Here is a 19,994-nt window from a genome sequence, read left to right as displayed (position 1 = left end):
CGGGGGTTCAGGTACTCGGCTCGGGGCCAGTGGCCTCGCCGGGGCGTCAGCCCTCGCCGCTCAGGTCGATCGTCTTCGTGCGTTCCGCCCTCGTCTTGCCCATCAGGGCGTCCCGCATCACGAAGGCCACGTCGTCGGCGGACACCTGGTGCTTGGTGCCGTCGCCCTTGGTGATCATGATGCCGTCGAAGGCCCCGTCGAGCAGTCGCTCGATGGCCTTCTTGTCGTAGACCTCCACCAGGCGGCCGTCGATGGCCTTCATCGAGAGGATCTGCGGCAGCGACCGCGTCGGGCCGAAGTCGATCTGCCGACCGCCCGCCTTGATCGTGATTCGGCCCGACATCGCCGGCTGGGCGAACTCCCTCATCGCCCGGTCCAGCTCCGCCTTGGTGATGCTCGGCTGCCTCGTCGTGACCGGCAGCTCCACCACCTTGTTCTGGCCCGTCTCCACCTGGGCGCGGAACGCGTCCCTCACCGAGATCATCGAGCGCTGGATGTCCAGGCCCTTGCCCGGCTTGCCCTCGACCGGCGTGACCTTGTCCGGGGCGAACACGATCGTCGCCTCGGTCCCCGACGCCGACGTGCCCGCCAGGTCCCTCAGCGCGACCGCGAGCTTCTCCTCGTCGACCGGGAAGACCGGCTTCGCGACCCGCTCCCCGCCGAACAGCGACCCGATCACCGAGACCGGGTTGTAGTCACTGCCCGCCGCGGCCCTCACCGTCTCCTGGCTGTCGAGCGCCAGGCCCGCCTTGTCCGGGGCCAGCTGGACCTTGGTGCCGCCGATGCCGAGCTGGAGCGGCGCGTGGGCGCGCTTGCCCAGGGCCGTGTCCAGCTTGTTGACGGCCTCCTCCTTCGTACCGCCACCGATGTCCACACCGAGGACCGTGGTCCCCTTGGGAACGTCGGAGTGGTTGAGGAGCAGACCCGCGCCGTACGCGACACCCGCGAGGCCCACGACTCCCACCGCGGCCATGACCAGCTTGGAGCGGCCCTTCTTCGCCGGCGCACGGCCGGCCGCCGGAGCGGGGCGCGGCGCCGGGGCCGGGGCGGGGGTCGCCCTGTCCTCGATGCGCGGGGTGAGGTTCGGCCGGGCCGCCTTCGGCGGGACCACCGGGATGCCGCTGGTGAGCGTGTCCCCCGAGACATGACCGTTGCCGCCGCCCTGCGGGCCCGGACCGGAGTTCGGCGCCGGTGCCTGCGGGGTGAGGATCGCGGTGTCGTCGGACATGCGCGGAGCGCCGCCGGGAGCACCGTGGGCCGCGTTGGCTCCGTTGGGACCGGGGAAGGGCGAGCCCTGGCCCGGCCCCTGCCCCTGACGCGGTCCCTGACCCTGCCCCTGACCCTGCCCCTGCCCCTGCCCCTGCCCCTGGAACGCCCTCGGGCCGCCCATGGACGCCGTGCCCATGACCGGGCCCGTGGTCGGGCCCGTAGGCGCCGCGCCCTGACCCGGGTACGCGGGCGTGCCGCCCGCCGGCGTCCCGTCGTACATCGGCGTCCCACCGGCCGGCGTGCCCTCGTACCTCGGGGTGCCGCCCGCAGGGGTCCCGTCGTACATCGGAGTCCCGCCCGCCGGCGTGCCCGTGTACATCGGTGTTCCGCCCGACGGTGTCCCGCTGTCGTACAGCGGGTTGCCCGCGCCCTGCTGGGCGGACGTCACCGGGCGGCTCGACGGTGTGTTGCCGACCGTGGGGACGCCCGAGGTCGCGGAGCCCGCGAAGCCCGTGCCCTGAGGCTCCGGCCCGAGGGGGGCCGGCGAGGGCTTCGGGGCCTGGGACGGCGCGGGGGCGGCGGCCGGGGTCTGGGGCGCCGCCTTGCGGGGCGCGAACCAGTCGCTGGTCTCCTTGGCCTTGGGGGCCTCCTCCGCCTGCGGCGGCTCGGGGGCCGCCACCGGCTCGGGCTCCGGCTCCGGTTCCGCGACGGGAGCGGGCTCCGGTGCGGGCGCCTCGTTGACCGTCTTGCGGACCACGACCGGCGGGATCGGACGCGAACCCGGGATGTTGATCCGGATACGGGTCGTCAGCGTCGTCTCGGTCTTGGGCTCCTCCGGCGGTGCGGGCGCGGCGGCGGTCTCCTCCGGCGCGTCCTGCGAGGGGTGGAGCGACGGATACTGGCGGGATCCGTACGGCGGTGTACCCGACGGGTACGCGGCTCCACCGCGCCCCTGGGCGCCGGAGGACGAACTGTCAGTCTCTCGACCAGTTTCACGACTCAAAGCAGGATCTCCCGGTTGGCTCCACCGCCCGCTCTTGCTGATGCTCGTGTAACCCGGGCGGTTCGGCGGCGCGCACCACCATACTGGCCGCCGCCGACACATACCCGACCGCTGGGTGACGTACGACGGTCAATCCGGCCGAAGTCAGGGCGTCCCGGGTCTCAAGTCGTGCTGCTCAAGGGGTCGGTCGCGGCAGCCGGGACAGAGTGGCGCAGATCACAGCGGCCGCCATGCCGCCGAAGAGGAAGAGCAGCTCGCCGGCCCCGCCGCCGAACACCCCGTCACCCTCGGGGCGTCCGATGCTGAGCAGGACGACGGCGACGAGCCAGCCGGCTCCGCCCGCGACGACGCCGACCTGGGTGCCGGTGGCGCGCAGTCCTCCGTAGAAGAGCGCGGCGGTGGCGAGGAGGGCGAGGAGCAAGCCGCCGGGGAACCAGGCGGCTTGGACGAGGGCGCCGGCCGTGCCGACCAGGACGCCGAGGACGGCCAGGGCCGCGTACCAGACGAGCCGGGCGGTGCGGGAGCCCGGGAGCGCCGGGGAGGTGGGGGTGCTCACGCGGTCACCCCCGCGAAGAGGTCGGTCTCGCGGGTGCCGGCGGGGGCGCCGGGGGCGCCCTGGACGAGTTCGTAGTACTCGGTGGTGAAGATCGGCTGGCCCAGGTCGTTGGAGAGGGCGAAGAACGGACCGTCGACCGCGACTTGGGTGGCGTGCGCGGCCATCGCCGCGCTCTTGCGGGCGGTGTGCTCGGGGCCCGCGTCGATCTCGGTGGTGATCCGGTCCTCGTCGACGACTCCGGGGACGTCGTCGATCGCGGCGACGGCGGGGAAGGCGGAGCCCTCGGCGCGCAGCCGGGCGAAGCCGGCCTCGGCGACCGGGCGCGGAACGCGGTTCCAGTAGATCTTGGCGATGGTGTGCGCCGGTCCGAGCTCGGGGCGGTAGGCGGGGTCGGCGGCCAGTTCGGCGGCGCGGGTGGCGACGCGGTGGGCCTGGATGTGGTCCGGGTGGCCGTAGCCGCCGTCGGGGTCGTAGGTGACCAGGACCTGGGGGCGGGTCTCCCTGATCACCTCGACGAGGTACGGGGCGGCGGTGTCGACGGCCGTGTTCCAGAACGCGTTGTCCCGCTTGTTCTGCTCGGCGCCCATCATCCCGGAGTCGCGGAAGCGGCCGGGGCCGCCGAGGAAGCGGTGGTCGGTGACGCCCAGCTCGGCCATCGCGGCGGCGAGTTCGCCGACGCGGTGCGGGCCGAGCCGGTCCTCGCGGTCCGGGGCCAGGTGGGCGAGTCCGGGCGGGATGACCTCGCCCTCCTCGCCGAGGGTGCAGGTGACGAGGGTGACGAGGGCACCCTCGGCCGCGTACCTGGCCATGGTGGCGCCGTTGTTGATCGACTCGTCGTCCGGATGCGCGTGCACGAGCAGCAGACGGCGGGCGGGGAGATCGGACATGTCCCCAGCCTACGAGGTCCGGCCGGAAGAGGGGTCAGGACGTGGGCGCGCTCAGAACTTGAGTCCGCCGATCATGCCCGCCACGTTCGTCGTGAGGGTGCTGATGGACGGAGCGATGGACGAGCTGGCCAGATAGAAACCCAGGAGCGCGCAGACCGCCGCGTGTCCAGCCTTCAACCCGGATTTCCGGATCAGAAGGAAGACGACGATCGCCAGCAGCACCACCACGGAGATCGAGAGTGCCACGGCGGTTCACCTCCACACTTCTTCGGTCGGATATTCGAGCGGTTCGGGCAGCGAGCATGTGCCAACGGGGTACGTACGCGAGGTACATACCCACCTAGCGCTACGGATCATAACTATCCGTGCCATCGCATCGATCGGCGGACGGAGGCACGAGGGGGGCGCACAGCGCTAGTTTCAGCCGTATGACCATGTCTCGACAGCAGTCGGCCACACCCTCGGCCGGGCTTTCCTTCCCCCGTCAGCACGCCCGGACCCAGCGGTTCACCCTGGGTGTTCCGCGGGCGTTCTCCGTCTCGCCCGACGGGGAGCGCGTGGTGTTCGTCAGATCCGGTTCGGGCACCGACCGTTCGCACCGGCTCTGGGTCCTCGACCTCCCCCGCGACGGCGGCGCGCCCTCGGAGCGGGTGGCGGCCGACCCGGAGGTGCTGCTCGCGGGCGCCGAGGAGGAGCTGTCGCCGCAGGAGCGGGCGCGCCGGGAGCGGAGCCGGGAGGGCTCGGCCGGTGTGGTGGGGTACGCGGTCGACGGGGCGGTGGAGCTGGCGGCGTTCGCCCTGTCGGGGCGGCTGTTCGCGGCGGAGCTGCGGGCCGGGACGGCGCGGGAGCTGCCGGTGCCGGGACCGGTGATCGACCCCCGTCCTTCGCCGGACGGGCGGTTCGTGGCGTACGTGACGGAGGGCGCGCTGCGGGTGGTGGGCGCGGACGGTTCGGACGACCGTGAACTGGCCGTTCCCGAGGACGAACACGTCTCCTACGGATTGGCCGAATTCATCGCCTCGGAGGAGATGACCCGGGACCGAGGTTTCTGGTGGTCACCCGCCTCGGACCGGCTGCTGGTCGCGCGGGCGGACGACCGTGCGGTGCGGCGCTGGTGGATCGCGGACCCGGCGCACCCGGAGCGGGAGCCGCAGCCGGTGGCGTATCCGGCGGCGGGTACGGCCAACGCGGACGTCCGGCTGTTCGTGGTGGGTCTCGACGGGGCCCGCACGGAGGTGCGGTGGGACCGGGAGCGGTATCCGTACCTGGGCCGGGTGCACTGGTCGGCGGCCGGGGCGCCGCTGCTGCTCGTGCAGGCGCGGGACCAGCGGGAGCAGGTGTTCCTGGCGGTGGACCCGGAGTCCGGGGAGACGAGGACGGTGCGGGCGGAGCGGGACCCGGTGTGGCTGGAGCTGCTGCCGGGGGTGCCGGTGTGGGCGCCGGACGGGCGGCTCGTACGGCTGGTGGACGTGCCCGGGACGGACGGGGCCGGCGAGAACGGGGCGGGGAAGGACGGTGCCCGGGTCCTGGCCGTCGGCGACGAGGTGCTCACCGATGCCGCCCTGCACGTCCGTGCCGTCCTCGACGTGGGCGAGGACGACGTCCTGGTGTCCGCGTCGGCGGGTGCGGCGGCGGTCGCGCCGGAGACCGGTGAGGTGCATGTGTACCGGGTGACCGGCCGGGGCGCCGAGCGGGTCTCCGAGGGCGTCGGGGTGCACGGGGCGGTGCGCTCCGGGGCGGTGACCGTCCTGGTGTCGGCGCGCCCGGAGTCGCCGGGGAGCGTGGCGCGGGTGCTGCGTGACGGCGAGCAGGTCGCGGTGGTGGCCTCGTACGCGCAGCAGCCGGTGATCACCGCCCGGGTGCGGCTCACGGAGGCGGGTGCCCGGCGGATCCCCTGCGCGGTGCTGCTGCCCTCGGGGTACGAGGAGGGGGACGGGCCGCTGCCGGTCCTGATGGATCCGTACGGCGGTCCGCACGGGCCGCGCGTGCTCGCCGCGCACAACCCGCATCTGACGTCCCAGTGGTTCGCCGACCAGGGCTTCGCGGTGGTCGTGGCGGACGGGCGGGGCACGCCGGGGCGCTCGCCGGCCTGGGAGAAGTCGATCGCGCGGGACCTCTCGCCGACGCTCGACGACCAGGTGGCGGCCCTCCAGGGGCTCGCCGGGCGGTTCCCGCTGGACCTGGAGCGGGTCGCGGTCCGGGGCTGGTCGTACGGCGGTTACCTGGCGGCGCGGGCGGTGCTGCGGCGGCCGGACGTGTTCCACGCGGCGGTCGTCGGGGCGCCGGTGACGGACTGGCGGCTGTACGACACCCACTACACCGAGCGGTACCTCGGCACCCCGCAGGACGATCCGGAGGTGTACGCGGCGCAGTCGCTGGTCACGGACGACGGTCTCTCGGGGCCGGAGGTGCCGGTGCGGCCGATGGTGATCGTCCACGGTCTCGCGGACGACAACGTGGTGGTCGCGCACGCGCTGCGGCTCTCCTCCGCGCTGCTCGCGGCGGGCCGGCCGCACGAGGTGCTGCCGCTGTCCGGGGTCACCCACATGACGCCGCAGGAGCAGGTCGCGGAGAACCTGCTGCTGCTCCAGGTGGACTTCCTGAAGCGGTCCCTGGGGATGGCGGACGGAGCGGGGGCGGAGCGGGGCTGAGTCACCAGCCGGGCGGCGGCGGGTAGGGCGGGGCCGGGGGCGGCGTCCCGCCCGCCGGGTGGGGGGCGGGCGCGGCGGCGGGGGCGCCGCGCCCGGCGAGCAGGGCGAGGACGGCGGCTCCGGCGAGCAGTCCGAAGAAGGCGGTGAGGACGCTCAGCCGGTCCGTGGTGGGGAGGTCACCGAAGTGGCCGATGACTTCGTAGCGGGTGTCCCGCGCGACCTCGGCGAGGCCGCCGGCGGTGAGGAACACCCCGGCGAGCAGTCCGAAGGCCCGGGTGTGGCGGGCGCGGGCGAAGGCGGAGAAGGCGGCGGTGCCGTAGAGGGCGAGGAGGACCAGCGACAGCCAGCCGGGCGGGGGCGCGAGGGCCGCCTTGATGACGGTGCGTCCGCCGGTGAGGCGGTCGACGGTGATGTCCAGGTGGGATTCGGTGGCCCAGTACAGCTCCCACAGCACCACGACGAGCGCGGCGACGGCGAGGAGGACTCCGGCGGCGACGGCGGGGCCGGTGCGGGGTCGGGTGGGGCGTGGTTCGTACGGGGCCGCGCCCGAGCGGCGGCCGACGGCGGCGGTGACGACGAGGCCGGCGGCGAGGGCGAGCGCGAGGAGCGCGGTGACGAGGGCTCCGTTGCCGGGCGCCCAGAGTCCGGGCAGGCGCAGGGCGAGGGTGGCGGCGCCGGTCGCGGCGAGTGCGGAGGCCGCGTGGCGCGAGCGGAGCGCTGCGACGACGGTGGCGACGGAGACGAGGAGGAGCACCGGGTCGGTCAGGGAGGTGGCGGACCGTCCGCGGAGGAGGAAGTGGTGGTCCCCCGCCCAGTACCACGCGAGGTCGGAGGGTGAACCGAGCGCGGCAAGGTCCTTGAGGATCCACACGGCGGTGAGGAGGGTGAGCGCGGCGCAGAGCGCGGCGCCCGTGAGACGTGCCGGTCGTGTCACAGTCACGGTCCCGATACTCACGGTCGCCACTCGCCGAAACAAGCGGTTCCGCGGAACCCGGTGGTGCGGGCGGCCGGCCGGGAGCTCGTCGAGTCCCGGCCGGCCGACGGCACCCGCACGGCCGTACGTCACGCAGTCTGGCGTGTCCGTATATCGGATCCGATTCCGGCGGGTTGCCCGCGTGTTAAGGCGATTCGGGGTCCGCGGTGCCGGTCCCGGGGGGCTCCGGGGTGCCGTTCTCCGGGGGGACCACCTGCTTCTCCTCCGCGAAGTGGCAGGCCGAGTCGTGCTTCGCCGGACTGTCGGTGAGGCGGAAGACCGCCGGGACCGCGAGGAGCGGGACTTCCAGGGTGCAGCGTTCCTGGGCCTTCCAGCAGCGGGTGCGGAAGCGGCAGCCGGAGGGGATGTTCGCCGGGGAGGGGACGTCGCCGCTGAGGATGATGCGTTCGCGGTGGGCGCGCGCCTCGGGGTCGGGGACGGGGACGGCGGACAGCAGCGCCTGGGTGTAGGGGTGGGTCGGGTGGTCGTAGATCTGGGCGTCGCTGCCGATCTCGACGATCCGTCCGAGGTACATGACGCCGACCCGGTCGGAGATGTGCCGCACGATCGACAGGTCGTGGGCGATGAACACGTACGACAGGGAGAACTCGGACTGCAGCTGGTCCAGGAGGTTGACGACCTGGGCCTGGACGGAGACGTCGAGCGCGGAGACCGGCTCGTCGGCGACGATGATCTCGGGCTGGAGCGCGAGGCCGCGGGCGATGCCGATGCGCTGGCGCTGGCCGCCGGAGAACTGGTGCGGGTAGCGGTTGATGTACTCGGGGTTGAGGCCGACGACGTCCAGGAGGTCCTGGACCTTGGCGCGGCGGGAGCCCTTGGGGGCGACCTCGGGGTGGATCTCGTACGGCTCGCCGATGATGTCGCCGACGGTCATGCGCGGGTTGAGCGAGGTGTACGGGTCCTGGAACACCATCTGGATGTTGCGGCGGACGGCCTTCAGGGCGCGCGGCGAGAGGGTGGTGATGTCGTCGCCCTTGTAGCGGATGGTCCCGGACGTCGGCCGTTCCAGGTTGACCAGCATCTTGGCGACGGTGGACTTGCCGCAGCCGGACTCGCCGACGATGCCGAGGGTCTCGCCGGCGACGAGGTCGAAGTCGACGCCGTCGACGGCCTTGACGGCGCCGACCTGCTTCTTGAAGAGGATGCCCTGGGTGAGCGGGTAGTGCTTGTGCAGGTCCCGGACTTCGAGGATGGCCTCTGCCGAATCAGCCATGGAGGCACTCCTTCCAGAAGTGGCAGGCGCTCGCGCGCGGCACCGGGGACTCGGTCACGTCGTACAGCGGGGGCACGTCGGTCCGGCAGACGTCCTGGGCCATCGGACAGCGCGGGTTGAAGGCGCAGCCGGGCGGGATGTGCAGCAGGTTGGGCGGCAGGCCCTTGATCGCGTACAGCTCCTGGCCCTTCTGGTCCAGGCGCGGGATCGATTCGAGGAGGCCCTTGGTGTAGGGGTGGGCGGGGGCCTTGTAGATCTCGTGGACGGGGGCGCGTTCGACGATCCGGCCGGCGTACATCACGGCGATCTTGTCGGCGACGTCGGCGACGACGCCGAGGTCGTGGGTGATGAGGATGAGGCCCATGTTGAGTTCGCGCTGGAGCTCGGCGAGGAGGTCCATGACCTGGGCCTGGACGGTGACGTCGAGGGCGGTGGTGGGCTCGTCGGCGATGATCAGTTCGGGTTCGAGGGCGAGCGCCATCGCGATCATGATGCGCTGGCGCATGCCGCCGGAGAACTGGTGGGGGTACTGGCCGACGCGTTCCTTGGCGGCGGGGATGCGGACCCGGTCCATCAGCTCGACGGCCTTGGTCCTGGAGTCCTTCCGGGACATGCCCTTGTGGACCCGGAACATCTCGCCGAGCTGGTCGCCGACGCTGACGACGGGGTTGAGGGAGGACAGCGCGTCCTGGAAGACCATCGCCATCTTGGCGCCGCGGATCCTGCGCCGTTCCTCCTCCTTGAGCTTCAGGAGGTCCTGGCCCTGGAAGAGGATCTCGCCCTGGGTGATCTTTCCCGGGGGGATGTCGAGGATGCCCATGACGGCCTGGGCGGTGACGGACTTGCCGGAGCCGGACTCGCCGAGGACGGCGAGGGTCTCCCCCGCGTCGACGGAGTAGTCGACGCCGTTGACCGCCTTGGCGACCCCCTCCCGGGTGTGGAACTCCACGTGCAGGTCGCGCACTTCGAGCAGCATGGGTCCCTACCTCAGCTTGGGGTCGAGGGCGTCGCGGACGGCGTCGCCGAGCATGATGAAGGCGAGCACCGTGATGGCGAGCGCGCCGGAGGGCCAGAGCAGCATCTGCGGTGCGTTGCGCACGTAGGGGGCGGCCGAGGAGATGTCGATGCCCCAGGAGACGGTCGGGGGCTTGAGGCCGACGCCGAGGAAGGAGAGCGTGGCTTCGAGCGAGATGTACGTGCCGAGGGCGATCGTCGCGACCACGATGACGGGCGCGAGGGCGTTGGGCGCGATGTGGCGGAGCAGCATCCGGTTGTTGGAGGCCCCGAGCGCGCGGGCGGCCTGGACGTAGTCGTTCTGTTTGGCGGTGATGACGGAGCCGCGGGCGATGCGGGAGAGCTGCGGCCAGCCGAGGAGCACCATGAAGCCGATGACGGGCCAGACGCTGTTGCTGCTGACGACGGAGAGCAGGACGAGGCCGCCGAGGATGACGGGGATCGCGAAGAAGACGTCGGTGATGCGGGAGAGGAGGCCGTCCCAGGCGCCGCCGTAGAAGCCGGCGAGGCCGCCGAGGACGGAGCCGAGGAGGGTGACGCCGAGGGTGGCGAAGAGGCCGACCTGTACGGAGGCCCTGGCCCCGTAGACCGTGCGGGTGTAGACGTCGCAGCCCTGGCCGTTGAAGCCGAAGGGGTGGCCCGGCTGGGAGCCCTCCTGGGCCTTGGAGAGGTCGCAGTCGAGCGGGTTTCCGCTGGCGATGAGCTGCGGCCAGATGCTGATGATGACCAGGAAGACGATGATCAGGCCGGAGATGATGAAGATCGGGTTCCGGCGCAGGTCCTGCCAGGCGTCGGACCAGAGGGAGCGGGGCTTCTTGTCGGGGCCGGTGCCTTCGGGGCCGCCCGGGGTCTTCTCCAGGGTCTCGGCCTCGGCCATCCCGAGGTCGGCGGTGCCTCCGGCGCCGGTCGAATCGATGGCTCGCCCGTCGTCGAACGGCTCAGGCTGCTCAGGCATAGCGGATCCTCGGGTCAAGGACGGCGTACAGGAGGTCGACGAGCAGGTTCGCCACCAGGAAGACCAGGACGAGGACGGTCACGAAGCCGACGACGGTCTGGGTGTTCTGGCGGAGGATGCCCTGGTAGAGCTGGTAGCCGACACCGTGGATGTTGAAGATCCGCTCGGTGACGATGGCTCCGCCCATGAGTGCGCCGACGTCGGTGCCGATGAAGGTCACCACGGGGATGAGGCTGTTGCGCAGCAGGTGGTGGGTGATGACCCGGCGGCGGGGCAGGCCCTTGGCGGTCGCGGTACGGACGTAGTCGGCCCGTTTGTTCTCGGCGATCGAGGTCCGGGTGAGCCGGGTGACGTACGCGAGGGAGACGGAGGCGAGGACGAGTCCGGGCACGATCAGCTCGTTCAGCGGTGCTTCGGTGGAGACGGCCGGTTTGATCCAGCCCCACTTCACGCCGAGGAGGAGCTGCAGGATGAGGCCGGTGACGAAGGTCGGGACGGAGATGACGACCAGGGTCAGCAGCAGCACGGTGGTGTCGACGGGGCGGCCGCGCTTCAGGCCGGTGAGGACGCCGAGGCTGATGCCGATGACGATCTCGAAGAAGATGGCGACGAGGGTGAGGCGGATGGTGACCGGGAAGGCGCTGGCCATCAGCTCGGTGACCTCCTGGCCGTTGAAGGCCGTGCCGAAGTCGCCGGTGAAGACGTTGCCCATGTAGGTCAGGTATTGCTGCCAGACGGGCTTGTCGAGGCCGAACTCCTTCTCGAGCTGGGCCGCGGTCGCCGGGTCGCACTGGCGGTCGCCGCACAGTCCGGCGATGGGGTCGCCCATCACGTTCACCATCAGGAAGATCAGCAGCGTGGCGCCGAAGAAGACCGGAATCATCTGCAGCAGTCGCCGGATCACATAACGACCCATGAGGGGCTCCGGGGGTTGGCTCCGGTAGGGGTTCGCTCCGGGAGGGGTTCGCTCCGGGAGGGGTTCGCTCCGGGAGGGGCGCGAGGAAGGCGTACGGCCCGGCTGACGCGGGGGTCCCGCGGGCCGGGCCGTTCGCAGCCGACCTGTTACGGCGTCACTTGACCTTGATCTGGTCGTAGACCGGGACGCTGAAGGGGTTCAGGGACACGTTGGTCACGCGGTCCGAGTAGCCGGCGCTGCCGTTCTGGTACCAGAGCGGGATGGCTCCCATGTCGTCGCGGAGGACGCCCTCGGCCTGCTGGAAGAGGCCGACGGCCTTCGCGGTGTCGGGCTCGGCGTTGGCCTGGTCGACCAGCTTGTCGAACTGGGGGTTCGTCCACTTGCCGTCGTTGGACGAGGCGTTGGTGTAGTACAGCGGCTGCAGGAAGTTCTGGATGAGCGGGTAGTCCATCTGCCAGCCGGCCCGGAAGGGGCCGGTGAGCTTCTGCGAGGTGACCTGGTTGCGGTAGTCGGCGAAGGTGCCGACGGGGTTGCCGACGCAGGCCTTGTCGTTGCCGAGGGCGCGGTTGATGGAGTTGCAGACCGCGTCGACCCATTCCTTGTGGGAGCCGGTGTCGGCGTTGTACGAGATCTTCAGCGTGCCGCCGGGGATGCCGCCGCCCTCGGCGACGAGCTTCTTCGCCTGGGCCGCGTCGTACTTGCAGAAGTCGCCGCAGACGTCCTTGTAGCCGCCTTCCTCGCCGAGGACCGGGGAGGTCCAGTCGACGGCGGGGGTGCGGGTCTTCTGGAAGATCGTCTCGGTGATCTGGGGGCGGTTGATCGCCATGGACAGGCCCTGGCGGAGCTTCTCCTGTCCGGGCTTGTTCCAGGCCGGGTCGTAGAACGGGAACGCCAGGGTCTGGATGATGCCGGCGGGGACGTTGATGTACCGGTCGCCGAGGTCGGCGGAGACGTTCTTGAGCTGGGAGGCGGGGATGTCGTCGACGAGGTCGAGGTTGCCGGCCGTCAGGTCGGTGTAGGCGGTGTTGTTGTCGGTGTAGACCTTGAGGTTCACACCGCCGTTCTGGGCCTTGTCGGTGCCGGGGTAGCCGTCCCAGCGCTTGAGGGACATCTGCGAGCCCTTGGCGTACGAGTCGACCGTGTACGGGCCGTTGCCGACGGGCTTCGAGAGCCAGCCGGCGTGGTCGTCGTAGAAGGCCTGGGGAAGCGGTGAGAAGGCCGCGTAGCCCAGGGTGACGGGCCAGGTGGAGAACTTCTGGATGAGCTTGACCGTGAAGGTGCGGTCGCCGGTGACCTTGAGGCCGGACATGGTCTCGGCCGTCGGTTCGCCCTTGTCGGGGTGGACCTTGTCGTAGCCCTCGATCTGCCCGAAGAAGTAGGCGTTCTTCTGGTTGTTCTTCAGGTGGGCGCCGTAGTTCCAGGCGTCGACGAAGGACTTGGCGGTGACCTTCTCGCCGTTGGAGAAGGTCCAGCCGTCCTTGACCGTGATCGCGAAGTTCGTCGAGTCGGTGGTGTCGATCTTCTCGGCGAGCATGTCCTTGGCCTCGCCGGTCTTCGGGTCGTACTGCTTGAGACCCCGGAAGATCATGGACAGCACCTTGCCGCCCTGCACCTCGTTGGTGTTGGCGGGCTCCAGGGGGTTCTGCGGATCGCCCCACGAGGAACTCACGATGCCGTCGGCACCTCCGCCGCCGCCGCTGTCGCCGCCACCGCAGGCGGTCGCCGCGAGGGCGACGGCGGTGGCCAGAGCGGCCCACTTGGCGTGCGTGGCTCCGCGCATGGAGTGCCTCCCGTGTTTCTTGCCGAGACTTATGCCCCCATATCACCCCAAGCCTGACGGGGTCGCATCTCGGCGGCGCCTGTACGGGGGCCCGCTACCCGACGGTCCGTCACGGCTGCACGGCACCCACCGGCGAGCACTCCTGCTCGTGGAAGCGCGGGATCTTCCCGCAGATCGTCACCTCCTGCCAGGGGCGGTCCGCCGCGACGGCGAGCATCCGGGTGTAGGTGTCGCGCTCGACCCGGATCTCCGAGCTCAGCTCGTGGCCGCCCTTGTCCTTGATCGTGACGGAGTCACCGATGGTCCCGCCCTCGATGCGGCCCCACACGGCCTGGCAGGCGGCGCTGTAGCGCAGCTCGATCTGCATGCCGCGCAGCCAGGTCTGCCGCACGGTGGTGGCGTCCCACTGACAGTCCATGGCCTGCGGCTCCCTGCGCAGGCAGGTGTCACTCGAACAGCCGACCTTGATGGTCCCGGCGGCCGGGACGCTCTTGGCGCCCTTCTTCCCGTCGGCGGTGGCGGACGTGGAGGGCCCGGCGGCCGTCCCGACCGGGTCGTTCCCGGGGGCGAGGACGAGGACGCTGATCACGGCGCCGAGGAGGGCCCCGAGGGTCACATAGCCGAGGGCCCGCGCGGCGGGCAGCCACGCGGCCGCCCTGCGGCGCCAGGGACCGGGCTCCGGCGGTACGGCCGGCCGCTTCGCCCGCAGGGTCGCCTTCAGGGCCGCCCACCGGGAGGGCCGCGGCTCGGCGGGGTCCGGGGCGGTGGGTACGGGGGCCGGGGCGGCGGCCTCGGTGGTGGTGGTCGTACTGGTGGCGACCGCGGCGGCCGGAGCCGGTGCGGCGCTCTGCGCGGGCGCCGCCTTCGGCGCGGGCCCGGCCGTCTGCGCGCGTCCGGCCGTCTGCGGGCCGGCCGTCTGCGCGGACCCCGGGCCGTCGGCGAGGGCCGCGGCGCGTTCGCTCGCGAGGACCTCGTCGAGGAGCGCGATCAGCGGCTCCTTCTCCTCCCCCGCCGCCGCCGCGAGCTGCTCGACGGCGACCCTGCTCGGCACCTGCTTGCCGTTGAGGAACCGCTCCCAGGAGGAGCGGCTGTAGTGGGTCCGGTCGGCCAGCCTGCCGTAACTGAGCCCGGATCTCTCCTTCATGGCGCGCATCCGGGCGGCCAGCCGGTCATGGGCCCCGCCCGATGCCCCGGAGCCGTATCCCCCCTCATCGAACACGCGAACTCTCCCCGTTCTGCTGATCGAACAGCTGCATGAACGGGGAGAGTACCGCGCCGATACGGCATTTCAGGAGTGGCTTGATCGGCGCGGCGCCCGGCCTGATCGGATACCGGTCGGGCGCCGTCCGGCCGGTGGATCAGTTGAGGAAGGTCACGTCCCAGTGGCTGCCCTCGTTGGCGTAGACGTTGCCCGAAGGAGCGGTGTAGAGGGAGGCGCCGTCACCGCGCTTGCCCGAGTAGGGGAAGGTGCCCGTCACGTAGTTGGTGAGGCAGCTGGTCATCGCGAAGTCCAGCTTGTAGCCGTTCCAGTGGCTGTAGGTGCCGCTGGCGTGGCCCGTCTCCGTACCACCGGTGATGGTCATCTGGCAGCCGCTCGCCCCGCGCAGGGTGACGGCGCCGTCGGCGGAGGCCACTCGCAGTCCGTCGAAGGACGTGCAGGCGGTGCTGTTGCGGTCGGAGCAGCCGCCCGAGGAGCTCCAGCTGATGCCGGCCGCGGAGAACTTGACAGTCGCCTGGGAGTGGGTCAGCAGGCCGCTGTTGCCGCCGCTGCCGCCGGAGGAGCCGGTGACCAGGGCGCGCCAGGTGTCCGGGCCGACGATGCCGTCCGCGTCGAGGCCGTGGGAGGACTGGAAGGAGCGGACCTTGGAGTCGGTGCCGTCACCGAACGCGCCGTCGACGGCGAGCCCCGCCCCGTACCGGTTGAGCTGCGTCTGGGCGGCCTTCACCCCGGCGTTGTTGTCGCCCTTGCGGACGGTGACGACCAGTCGGGACCAGGTGTCCGCGCCGACGACGCCGTCGGCGGACAGGCCGCTGGCGTTCTGGAAGCTGCGGACCTTGGCCTCGGTGCCGTCACCGAACGCGCCGTCGGCGGTGGTGGCGTAGCCGCGGGCGGTCAGCAGGTGCTGGACGGTGGTCACCTGGACGCCGGAGTTGCCGTTCTTGACCAGCGGCCAGTCGGCGGCGAAGGCGGGGGCGGCCTGGAGCACTCCGGCCACCAGGGCGGCGACGAGGGCGGCGAGCAGCGCGGCGGCGAGACCGGGCAGTCTTCTCGCGAGTGTCATGGGTGAATCCTCGAACTCTCTGGTCAGCACTGGTAGTTCGCGTCCGGGTGGACCGGCTCGCAGTAGCGGATGTGGAGGTGGTTGTCGTGGTTGGGGTACTGGACGGTCAGCCCCTCCGCGATCAGCTGCGGATCGTTGAAGAAGACGAGCTTCACGTGGCCGGGCGCCGCCGCGCGCAGGGCCTTGACCAGCTCGCGGGTGGCGCCCCGGTCGTAGGCGGCGGACTCCCAGGTGATGCGGGAGCCGGTGCACTGCGCCGAGTCGGTGCGCACGGGCCAGAAGTCGACGTCCATGCCCACCTGGTGGGTGGCGTGGCCGTAGATGGAGCCGCCGTGCTCGAAGGCGATGTCGCCGACGGGGAGCTTGCCCCGGCCGAGGGCGGCGAAGGTGCGGGCGCCGGCCTCCAGCTGGCCGATGGCGGCACCGGTGCCCCAGTCGGCGGAGGTGTTGCCGTCCGGGCTCTGGTTGCAGAGGGTGCCGGCGTTGTAGTCGGCGTACTCGTAGTGCCAGAGCAGGTTGGTCCAGGTGTCCGGGCCGACGACGCCGTCCGCGCCGAGGCCGGCGTGGCTCTGGAAGGTACGGACGGCCGAGGCGGTACCGGCGCCGAAGGCACCGTCGACGGTGAGGCCCGCGCCGCGCTTGGCGTTCAGCAGGTGCTGGACGGCCTTCACGGCCTCGCCCTGGCTGCCCTCCCGGACGGTCGGTGTCAGCGCCCGCCAGGTGTTGGGGCCGACGATGCCGTCGGAGCCGAGGCCGTGGGAGGACTGGAAGGAACGGACGGCGGTGTCGGTGCCGGCGCCGAAGACGCCGTCGGCGGTGAGCTGCGCGCCCTGCCCGTTGAGCAGGTACTGCAGGGCGGCGACGTCCGAGCCCCGGTTGCCCTTGCTCTGGGTGGGGACGAACGCGCCCGAGAAGGCGTGCGCGGGCGTGCCCAGGCCGATGAGCACGAGCAGTGCGGCGAGGGCCGCGAGGGCCGCGAGGGGGGCCGCCCCGAGGACGGGGCGGAGCGACCGGGTGGTCGGCGACATGGCGGAGTGCTTCTCCTTGTGGGGTGGAGGTGGGGCGGGGGCCTGGAGGTCAGGCGAGGAGGCGGCTGAAGGTGCGCGCGTCGGCCAGGCCGTCCGCGGGCAGCCCGGCGCCGTTCTGGAAGGTGGTGACCGAGGCCTGGGTGCCGGGGCCGAAGGCGCCGTCCGGGTCGGTCGGGATGCCCTTGGCCGTCAGCAGCACCTGGACAGCCTTGACGGCCTCGCCGGAGTCGCCCTGCCGTACGGGCACGACGAGTTGGTGCCAGGTCTGGTTGCCGGCGTAGCCGTCGGAGGTCGCCGTCATGAGCGTCTGGAAGTCCCGTACGGCCTTCTCGGTGCCCGGCCCGAAGCTGCCGTCCACGGTGATGGTGGCACCGCGCCGGACGAGCAGGTGCTGGAGCGCGCGGACCCGGTCGCCCGCGTCGCCGTTGTGCAGCAGCGGCCAGACGGGCGCCGTCGGGTCCCCGCCGATGCGGGCGGCCACGGCCTGGCGCAGCTGCGGGAGCATCGCGTACAGGCGGTCGCCGGGGCACTGGGTGGCGTTGAAGTCCCGGTGCCCGTAGATCTGGTAGGCGCGCAGCCCGTACTGGCGGCAGATGTGCGCGCACAGCTCGACCAGCGTCGCGTACTGCTCGCTCCGCGGGTCGACGGTCGTGTAGGTGCCCTCGTTCTCGATACCGATGGCGACGGTGTTCTGTCCGACGCAGTGCGCCGACTCCACGGTCTGGGTGCCGCCCTGGAGCGCGGCCAGGCTGCTGTGCCGGCCCTCCATGACGTAGGCGCCCCGGGAGACGGTGAAGTGCTGGCCGGTGTCGCTCCACTGACGGTCGTCCATCGCCCAGTTCTGCATGGAGCGGGCGAGCTGGAACGCCTGGGACTGCGAGTAGTCGGTCACGTTGGCCGTGGCCGTGTGGTGCACGATGATCTTCTGCGGCGGGGTCGGGAGGACCCGCACGGGGCTGCTCGCCGGGCGGGCGCCCCACGCGGTGGTGTCCGCGATGGCCGGCACGCCCGCGGCGTGGGCCCGGCCGGGCGCCCACAGGGGCAGCACGGCCGCGGCGCCGAGCGCGAGCCCGCCGGTGAGGAAGGCGCGGCGGCGGGGGTTCGGTACGGTTTCCGGGCTCATGAGGGTGTGGTCCTCCGCTCAGTAACTGCCGGTGCAGTGGGTCTGGAGGGTCTCCAGGGCGCGCGTCTCGCACGCCTTGGCGTAGATGTCCTTGTCGTTGACCATGGCCGTGTAGACGGTTCCGTAACCGCCGTAGTAGGCGCTCCGGGACACGCCCTGGGAGTTGTGGACACTGATCACGGTGTCGGCGGAGGCGCCGGAGGACTTACGGGCCCAGGCGGCGCGGCAGGTAGGGCTGTAGCGGAGTTCCACGCCCCAGTCGGCGGTCAGCACCGTGCGGGCGTCGTTCTGGCAGATCGTGGCGGCCGGGTCGAGACCCTCGCAGGAGGCCGCGTAGCAGGTGGTGGCCGCCGAGGCGGGGGCGGACGCGAAGAGCAGTCCGGAAGCGGTGAGCGCGAGCGCCGAACCGACTGTCGCGAGCTTGCGGGTGAGCGGGTTCACTGGGGGACTCCTTCTAGTACCACGACGAGCACTGCTGCCCGAATCCCATGACGTAGCCGCAGGACCGGGCGATGATCCCCTTGTCGTCGATCATCGCGGTCCACACGGTGCCGTTGCCGGAGTGGTAAGCGGACTGGCTCAGGCCGGTGTTGCTCTCCACCCAGATCGTCATCGCGGTGTCGGCGCCGGTGCGCGCCCAGGCGGCCCGGCAGGTGGGGCTGTAGCGCAGCTCGACGCCGAGGCCGGTGGTGGCGACGGTGCGGGCGTCGTTCTGGCAGACGGTCGTGCTCGGGTCCTTGCCGGTGCAGTCGGACCCGTAGCAGGACGTCGCGGCGGACGCCGGGGAGGAGGCGAGGAGCAGTCCGGACGCGGCGAGTGCGAGAGCCGAGCCGGCGGTGGCGAGCTTGCGGGTGAGTGTGTTCACGCGGGTGCCTCTCGTGTGTGGGGGCTCGGCCCAGGGCCTGTCGTCAAACTCCCGTCGTCGCCCGAAGGGCGGCCCCGCGGCGTCTGGTGCGTGCTCTCGGCGTGCCGGGCGGAAGCCCTCGTACTGGACGTACTCGGGCTTTCGCCCGGTGCGGCGAGAGCGCGTGCCAGGCGTCGCGGGGCAGGCGGGAGTGTGACGACAGGCCCCAGGGCCTGGCGGGAGTTCGACGACAGGTCCTAGTACCAGTCGGAGCAGCCCCATTCGTTGCTGGGGAGGCGACCGCAGGCCCGCGCCTGGAGGTTCGCGTCGTTGATCATCTGCGTCCAGACGGTGGCCCCGTTGCCGTAGTAGGGCGTCGTGTACTTCGCGGTCGAGTCCCGGCGCTCGACGGACACGGTGAAGGAGAACTCCGCGCCCCGGGAGTAACGCGCCCAGGCGGCACGGCAGGTGGGGCTGTAGCGCAGCTCCACTCCGGGGAAGTAGTTGTCCCTGACAGTGGTCGCGTCGTTCTGGCAGATCGTCGTGGCCGGGTCCAGGCCCGAGCAGGTGGACGCGTAGCAGGACGTCGCTGCCGAGGCCGGCGAGGAGGCGAGGAGGAGGCTCGACGCGGCCATCGCGAGGGCCGAGCCGGCGGTGGCGAGCTTGCGGCTGAGTGCGTTCACGGGAAGGTCTCCTTGGGGGAACTCGTACCGGGTCGCCGCGCGGACCCCTGCGGGCGTCGGCCGGGGACGACGGCCCTGCGGGAGGGCGCGGGAGGGCGCGGGACGGGTCACCACCAGAGGGTCCAGGAGGCCATGGTGTAGTCGGAGCGACGGTCGCAGGCGTACGCCATGATGTCCTTGTCGTCGACCATCCGGGTCCAGACGGTGCCGCCCGAGCCGCCGGGCTGAATGCTCTGCATCTCACGGCGCTCGTTCTCGACCTGGTAGTAGTGCCCCGCGACCGCGTTCTGCTTGCGTGCCCAGGCGGCACGACAGGTGGGGCTGTAGCGCAGCTCGACGCCGGTCTCGCTGGTGAGGACGGTCCTCGCGTCGTTCTGGCAGATCGAGGTCGCCGGGTCGAGCCCGTAGCAGCTGGTCGAGTAGCAGGACGTCGCGGCCGAGGCCGGCGAGGAGGCGAGCAGGAGGCTCGACCCGGCCAGTGCGAGGGCCGAACCGACGGTGGCGAGCTTGCGGGTGAATGCGTTCACGGCGATCCCTTGTCCTGAAGTGACGGGCAGCGGCGGCCCGGTGGGCCGCGCTCCTCGTGGTCGAGGGCGGCGGCCCGGCGGGCTGCGGCTCGGCACACGCTGCCAGTCCCGCCCGCCGTCCCGGCCGTCCCGGCGGACCGCGACCGTCCCGCGGGAGGGGCCGGCGGGGCGGGGCGGACACGACGGCCGAGGCGGGGGCGCGGACGAGGGGTGACATCCCGTCGGGCGCACGGGACGGTGCGGGGGACGCGGGACGGGAACGGGACGGCGGTAGGGGTGTCCCGTGGGACGTCCCGGGGGGGCGCTTCCCGGAGGGAGGGCGTCCCGGG

The 19,994-nt window shown here is 72.0% G+C and carries 19 protein-coding genes and 1 pseudogene; 1 reads left to right on the top strand and 19 read right to left on the bottom strand.

What is annotated here, in order from left to right:
• Positions 1-46 precede the first annotated feature (46 nt).
• The 4 genes from V4Y03_RS22440 to V4Y03_RS22425 all read right to left on the bottom strand — a co-directional run bounded on the left by V4Y03_RS22440 (position 47) and on the right by V4Y03_RS22425 (position 3,901).
• Positions 47-2,212 (bottom strand): hypothetical protein, encoded by a 2,166-nt coding sequence (locus V4Y03_RS22440; RefSeq protein WP_443079816.1) that lies wholly within the window; start codon positions 2,210-2,212, stop codon positions 47-49.
• Between the two features lie 175 nt (positions 2,213-2,387).
• Entirely contained in the window at positions 2,388-2,768 is a 381-nt protein-coding gene (locus V4Y03_RS22435) for a DUF6113 family protein (protein WP_332436094.1), read from the bottom strand.
• Positions 2,765-3,655 (bottom strand): N-acetyl-1-D-myo-inositol-2-amino-2-deoxy-alpha-D-glucopyranoside deacetylase, encoded by an 891-nt coding sequence (mshB, locus tag V4Y03_RS22430; RefSeq protein ID WP_317875734.1) that lies wholly within the window; start codon positions 3,653-3,655, stop codon positions 2,765-2,767. Before mshB ends, V4Y03_RS22435 begins: the two co-directional genes overlap by 4 nt.
• A 51-nt stretch (positions 3,656-3,706) precedes the next feature.
• Positions 3,707-3,901 (bottom strand): hypothetical protein, encoded by a 195-nt coding sequence (locus V4Y03_RS22425; RefSeq protein ID WP_015035959.1) that lies wholly within the window; start codon positions 3,899-3,901, stop codon positions 3,707-3,709.
• Between the two features lie 182 nt (positions 3,902-4,083).
• Between V4Y03_RS22425 and V4Y03_RS22420 the strand changes: the two genes are divergently transcribed.
• The gene (locus tag V4Y03_RS22420) at positions 4,084-6,306 is read left to right on the top strand and encodes a S9 family peptidase (protein ID WP_332436093.1); all 2,223 of its coding nucleotides are present in this window, start codon (positions 4,084-4,086) and stop codon (positions 6,304-6,306) included.
• A 1-nt stretch (position 6,307) separates the two neighbouring features.
• Here V4Y03_RS22420 and V4Y03_RS22415 read toward each other — a convergent pair whose 3' ends face one another.
• The 15 genes and pseudogenes from V4Y03_RS22415 to V4Y03_RS22345 form a co-directional block, all read right to left on the bottom strand.
• Positions 6,308-7,246: a hypothetical protein gene (locus V4Y03_RS22415; protein ID WP_332436092.1), complete on the bottom strand. Its 939-nt coding sequence runs from the start codon at positions 7,244-7,246 to the stop codon at positions 6,308-6,310.
• Positions 7,247-7,424: 178 nt separating this feature from the next.
• Positions 7,425-8,513: an ABC transporter ATP-binding protein gene (locus V4Y03_RS22410; protein ID WP_317877742.1), complete on the bottom strand. Its 1,089-nt coding sequence runs from the start codon at positions 8,511-8,513 to the stop codon at positions 7,425-7,427.
• Positions 8,506-9,489 (bottom strand): ABC transporter ATP-binding protein, encoded by a 984-nt coding sequence (locus V4Y03_RS22405; RefSeq protein ID WP_317877741.1) that lies wholly within the window; start codon positions 9,487-9,489, stop codon positions 8,506-8,508. Before V4Y03_RS22405 ends, V4Y03_RS22410 begins: the two co-directional genes overlap by 8 nt.
• 6 nt (positions 9,490-9,495) lie before the next feature.
• Positions 9,496-10,482, bottom strand: coding sequence for an ABC transporter permease (locus V4Y03_RS22400; protein ID WP_317877740.1), 987 nt, complete (start codon positions 10,480-10,482; stop codon positions 9,496-9,498).
• Positions 10,475-11,398: an ABC transporter permease gene (locus tag V4Y03_RS22395; protein WP_332436091.1), complete on the bottom strand. Its 924-nt coding sequence runs from the start codon at positions 11,396-11,398 to the stop codon at positions 10,475-10,477. Before V4Y03_RS22395 ends, V4Y03_RS22400 begins: the two co-directional genes overlap by 8 nt.
• 154 nt (positions 11,399-11,552) lie before the next feature.
• Complete coding sequence (locus V4Y03_RS22390) at positions 11,553-13,178, bottom strand: peptide ABC transporter substrate-binding protein (RefSeq protein ID WP_317877738.1); 1,626 nt, start codon at positions 13,176-13,178, stop codon at positions 11,553-11,555.
• A 109-nt stretch (positions 13,179-13,287) separates the two neighbouring features.
• Positions 13,288-14,397, bottom strand: a complete 1,110-nt coding sequence (locus tag V4Y03_RS22385) for a helix-turn-helix domain-containing protein (RefSeq protein ID WP_332436090.1) — start codon at positions 14,395-14,397, stop codon at positions 13,288-13,290.
• A 139-nt stretch (positions 14,398-14,536) separates the two neighbouring features.
• Positions 14,537-15,124: a peptidoglycan-binding domain-containing protein gene (locus V4Y03_RS22380; RefSeq protein WP_443079883.1), complete on the bottom strand. Its 588-nt coding sequence runs from the start codon at positions 15,122-15,124 to the stop codon at positions 14,537-14,539.
• A gap of 48 nt (positions 15,125-15,172) precedes the next feature.
• A pseudogene (locus tag V4Y03_RS22375) lies at positions 15,173-15,460 on the bottom strand (peptidoglycan-binding domain-containing protein); the annotation flags it as partial.
• 23 nt (positions 15,461-15,483) lie between these two features.
• A complete protein-coding gene (locus V4Y03_RS22370) occupies positions 15,484-16,488 on the bottom strand; it encodes a penicillin-insensitive murein endopeptidase (RefSeq protein WP_317878686.1) in 1,005 nt (334 codons plus the stop codon).
• Between the two features lie 49 nt (positions 16,489-16,537).
• Positions 16,538-17,611: a peptidoglycan recognition protein family protein gene (locus V4Y03_RS22365; protein ID WP_332436089.1), complete on the bottom strand. Its 1,074-nt coding sequence runs from the start codon at positions 17,609-17,611 to the stop codon at positions 16,538-16,540.
• An 18-nt stretch (positions 17,612-17,629) separates the two neighbouring features.
• Positions 17,630-18,052: a DUF2690 domain-containing protein gene (locus V4Y03_RS22360; protein WP_332436088.1), complete on the bottom strand. Its 423-nt coding sequence runs from the start codon at positions 18,050-18,052 to the stop codon at positions 17,630-17,632.
• A gap of 13 nt (positions 18,053-18,065) precedes the next feature.
• Entirely contained in the window at positions 18,066-18,476 is a 411-nt protein-coding gene (locus V4Y03_RS22355; RefSeq protein WP_332436087.1) for a DUF2690 domain-containing protein, read from the bottom strand.
• Between the two features lie 236 nt (positions 18,477-18,712).
• On the bottom strand, positions 18,713-19,138 hold the full coding sequence (locus V4Y03_RS22350) for a DUF2690 domain-containing protein (protein ID WP_317878962.1): 426 nt from the start codon (positions 19,136-19,138) through the stop codon (positions 18,713-18,715).
• 107 nt (positions 19,139-19,245) lie between these two features.
• Entirely contained in the window at positions 19,246-19,665 is a 420-nt protein-coding gene (locus V4Y03_RS22345) for a DUF2690 domain-containing protein (protein WP_332436086.1), read from the bottom strand.
• Positions 19,666-19,994: the final 329 nt, after the last annotated feature.

The sequence above is a fragment of the Streptomyces sp. P9-A4 genome (assembly GCF_036634195.1).
GTDB lineage: Bacteria > Actinomycetota > Actinomycetes > Streptomycetales > Streptomycetaceae > Streptomyces.
This window is presented reverse-complemented; position numbering and strand designations above follow the sequence as displayed.

Excerpts from the sequence above, each read along its gene's own strand:
- V4Y03_RS22420 (WP_332436093.1), top strand. The coding sequence starts at position 4,084 with ATGACCATGTCTCGACAGCAGTCGGCCACACCCTCGGCCGGGCTTTCC.
- V4Y03_RS22390 (WP_317877738.1), bottom strand. The coding sequence starts at position 13,178 with ATGCGCGGAGCCACGCACGCCAAGTGGGCCGCTCTGGCCACCGCCGTC.
- mshB (WP_317875734.1), bottom strand. The coding sequence starts at position 3,655 with ATGTCCGATCTCCCCGCCCGCCGTCTGCTGCTCGTGCACGCGCATCCG.
- V4Y03_RS22395 (WP_332436091.1), bottom strand. The coding sequence starts at position 11,398 with ATGGGTCGTTATGTGATCCGGCGACTGCTGCAGATGATTCCGGTCTTC.
- V4Y03_RS22410 (WP_317877742.1), bottom strand. The coding sequence starts at position 8,513 with ATGGCTGATTCGGCAGAGGCCATCCTCGAAGTCCGGGACCTGCACAAG.
- V4Y03_RS22365 (WP_332436089.1), bottom strand. The coding sequence starts at position 17,611 with ATGAGCCCGGAAACCGTACCGAACCCCCGCCGCCGCGCCTTCCTCACC.
- V4Y03_RS22405 (WP_317877741.1), bottom strand. The coding sequence starts at position 9,489 with ATGCTGCTCGAAGTGCGCGACCTGCACGTGGAGTTCCACACCCGGGAG.
- V4Y03_RS22400 (WP_317877740.1), bottom strand. The coding sequence starts at position 10,482 with ATGCCTGAGCAGCCTGAGCCGTTCGACGACGGGCGAGCCATCGATTCG.
- V4Y03_RS22370 (WP_317878686.1), bottom strand. The coding sequence starts at position 16,488 with ATGTCGCCGACCACCCGGTCGCTCCGCCCCGTCCTCGGGGCGGCCCCC.